This is a genomic window from Pseudomonas sp. AP19 (assembly GCF_001728855.1).
Classification (GTDB): Bacteria; Pseudomonadota; Gammaproteobacteria; order Pseudomonadales; family Pseudomonadaceae; genus Aquipseudomonas; species Aquipseudomonas fluorescens.
Genome location: NZ_LXJP01000124.1, coordinates 1 through 2,762, shown reverse-complemented (window position 1 = coordinate 2,762; position 2,762 = coordinate 1). Strand labels below are relative to the sequence as shown.

Annotated in this window: 2 protein-coding genes and 1 pseudogene; all 3 read left to right on the top strand. The window is 62.3% G+C overall.

Features of this window, described 5'->3' with window-relative positions:
- Positions 1-129 precede the first annotated feature (129 nt).
- Positions 130-1,020: a bestrophin family protein gene (locus tag A7D21_RS33845; RefSeq protein ID WP_053256679.1), complete on the top strand. Its 891-nt coding sequence runs from the start codon at positions 130-132 to the stop codon at positions 1,018-1,020.
- A 148-nt stretch (positions 1,021-1,168) separates the two neighbouring features.
- A pseudogene (locus A7D21_RS36795) lies at positions 1,169-2,203 on the top strand (cache domain-containing protein); the annotation flags it as partial.
- Positions 2,204-2,257: 54 nt separating this feature from the next.
- Positions 2,258-2,762: methyl-accepting chemotaxis protein (locus A7D21_RS36790; protein WP_371859257.1), on the top strand; the 505-nt coding region annotated here is incomplete at its 3' end.

Here is a 2,762-nt window from a genome sequence, read left to right as displayed (position 1 = left end):
GCCTCTCGATGAACGCTTGAAACCTGATACACCGCAACTTAAACGATTCAGGCCCCAGGCGAACCTTTCTCCGCAAACGGGCGTCCGAGCTTAAGCACTGTTGCTTATCGCCCGCCGCGAGGTTCACATTTGAAAGCCGCCATCATCAAAAAGTACCGTTTGGTCATCAAGACCATGGGCTATGTGGGCTGGTCCCTGTTCTGGCTCTTGTTGTGGGATGTCGCCGTCACGGTGGACTTCATGCTGTTCCTGACCACCAAGATCACTTTGCCGCTGATGCCCCTTACCCTGCTGGGTTCGGCACTGGTGGTGCTGATCAGTTTTCGTAACAGCAGCGCCTATAACCGCTGGTGGGAAGCGCGCACGCTGTGGGGCGCCATGGTGAATAACTCACGTAGCTTCGCGCGCCAGGTGCTGACCCTGCTGGATGATGCGGACGGCGACGTTAACCCGATCAAAGCCACCCTGCTACGCCGCCATGTGGCGTATGTGAATTGCCTGGCGGCGCACCTCAGGGGCAAGCCGTGCCCTGATGAAGTGCGCGCGTTTATCCCGGCCGCAGAGTTCGCGCGCAACGGCGCCACCAACAACTTTGCCAATGACATCCTCACCGGCTCGGCGGCATTGCTGGCCAAGGAGTACAAGGCGGGGCACCTGGACAGCATTCGCCTGGCACGCCTGGAGTCGACGCTGGTGGACCTGTCCAACGCCCAGGGCGGCATGGAGCGTATCGCCAACACGCCGCTGCCCTACCCCTACGTGTACTTTCCACGGCTGTTTATTTCGCTGTTCTGCCTGATCGTGCCGGTGGGCCTGGTGGAGTCCCTGGGTTGGTTTACCCCGCTGGCGTCGACGGTGGTGGGCTTTATGCTGCTGGCAATCGAGCGCATTGGCACCGACCTGCAAAGCCCGTTCCGCTCCAGCGAACACCAGATCCAGATGGAAACCATCTGCGAAACCATCGAGAAAAACCTGCAGTCGATGCAGCGTGATGCCCTGGGTGGCGACCGTATCGGTTGACCACCTGTCTTCCCAGCGTTTAAGCCCTCAAGTGCCCGCTGCCCCGGTCGATATACCGGGGTAAGCATGGGCCGCTTCCTTCCTTAAAAACACATGCGACGTGCACCGTTCCCCCTTGCCAAAACTATAAATACCCGCGGGAGAAGTCATGAATATCAAGCAAAAGCTGACCTGGGCATTTGCCGCTGTCGCGTGCGTGCCGGTTATCCTGGTCGCCGTGCTCGTCGTGTTGAACCTGCGCGAGGGGGCCCTGGCCAATTTCCTCGACAGCAGTGGCCGTGAGATCCGCCAGATCGACAATGGCATGAAGCAGTTTTTCGACGGCATCAGCCAGAACGTCGAGTACGTGGCCAAGGACCCGCGCGTTGTCGCGGCCAAAGACCTGAAGAGTTACGCCGGCGCCGACGCCGCGCAAATCCCGCTGACGCCGACCAACCAAGAACTGTTGGCGATTTTCGACCAGTTCGCCAAGAGCCACCCGAGCACCGCCTACTTGTCCCTGGGCTTGAAGGACGGCGGCTACGCCAGTTGGCCTGATGACACCAAACTGAGCAACTACGACCCGCGTGTGCGCCCTTGGTACCAGGCCGCCGTCGCCGCACCGGGCAAAACCGTGCGCACCGGGGCCTACTACTGGGCGCCGGACGATGTGACGCTGATCGGCACCGTGCACACGGTTGCCGATGCCAGCGGGGCGATTCTCGGTGTGGTCGGCCTGGACGTGTCGCTCAAGCAACTCACCGAGCTGGTGCGCAACATCAAGCTGGGTGACAGCGGCTACCTGATGCTGGTGGAAGCCAACGGCAACGTGCTGGTGGACCCCAGCGATGCCAAGCACAACTTCAAGCCCCTGGCGGACCTGGGCGCCAACTACGCCGAGCTGGCCAAGCGCGGCGACGGCGTGACCCAGATCGACATCGACGGCGTGGCCTACATGGCCAACGTGGTCAGTTCCAAAGATTTGGGCTGGCGCTTCATCGGCCTGATCAAACGCGATGAAGTGATGGCGCAAGCTTCCAGCCTCACCTGGCTGATCGCAGCGATTGCTGCGGTGTTGGCGGTGATCTTCGCAATTGTCGGCGCCAGCTTCGCCCGGGTCATCGTGCGGCCGATTCGCGGGGTCGCCGATGGCCTGCAAGAGATTGCCGAAGGGGAAGGCGACCTGACCCGCCAACTCAAGGTCCAGGGCAAGGACGAAACCGCCAGCCTGGCGGGCTGGTTCAACCAGTTCCTGGGTATGATCGCCCAGCTGGTGCAGCGTATCGGCAGTGCCTCAACCGACTTGCAAGCCGCTGCCGCCGACACCAGCGAAGTGGCCAACAACATGAACCAGGCGGCCGGTCGCCAGCGCGAAGCCGTGGAGCTGGTGAGCACCGCCTTCAATGAAATGGTGGCCACCGCCAACGAAGTCGCACGCTCGTGCAGCGCCGCCGCGTCGAGTGCCGACGAAGGCTACCGCGACGTGCACGACGGCCAGCAGCACATCGGTGAAGCCACCGGCAGCGTGCTCAAGCTGAGCGAAGACCTGCAGCGCTCGACCCAGACCATGCAGTTGCTGGAACAGGACAGCAAGAACATCAACACCATCCTCGACACCATTCGCTCAATCGCCGAACAGACCAACCTGCTCGCGCTCAACGCAGCGATCGAGGCGGCACGCGCCGGGGACCAGGGCCGTGGCTTTGCGGTGGTCGCCGACGAGGTGCGCGCCCTGGCCCGGCGCACCGCCGACTCCACCGGCG